We start from the raw sequence: 576 nt of genomic DNA on the forward strand, positions 1-576 counted from the left end.
GCAGTGGAATATGATTTGACGACCGTTATGTGGCAGATCACCGATCCGATCGAGCGGCACGTTTATTGCGCCGGGAATATGCTCACGCGCATATTCATCTGCACTGCGGATGTCGACTAGGATTGCGCCCGCAGTGATCGCTGCGCGAGTATCGGCGGGAGAAATAGACGCAAGCGTCATAGTATTAATCCTTGCAATAGAGATAGCAGAGGGGGAGGGCAGCAGCGTTGCTGTGCAGGCGGCCCAATGAAGCAGGAAGCACCAGGAGGGCAGCTTAATGCATGCCCATACCGGAACCATCGGCCTTCAGGCCGGTGAGCATGTCAGGGTTGATCGACACACCCGGTCGCTGAAGCGTCGCACAACGATACGAAAGCGGAATTAATCGCCCTTTTTTGAGCCTCTGATCCGCCCCCGAGGGTCCACCGGCGCGGCTCCGCTGCCGCTCACGCAAGGCGTTCGCTGCGCCGCTCCCGTGGGCTTCGGGGACGGCCCAAAGATCATAGAGAGAGATCACAAAAAAATTTGTTATTTATCAATGATGTGATGGGGGGGGGTAGCCCACCAGCTATGGGC

At 57.1% G+C, this 576-nt stretch carries 1 protein-coding gene; it reads right to left on the bottom strand.

Translation table 11 applies throughout. The annotated features are described in order from the left end of the window. The coding region (locus PY649_RS34820; protein ID WP_285873617.1) for a rhodanese-like domain-containing protein at window positions 1-180 on the bottom strand (180 nt) is incomplete at its 3' end. Window positions 181-576 lie beyond the last annotated feature (396 nt).

This window comes from Rhizobium mayense (assembly GCF_030272705.1).
GTDB lineage: Bacteria > Pseudomonadota > Alphaproteobacteria > Rhizobiales > Rhizobiaceae > Rhizobium > Rhizobium mayense.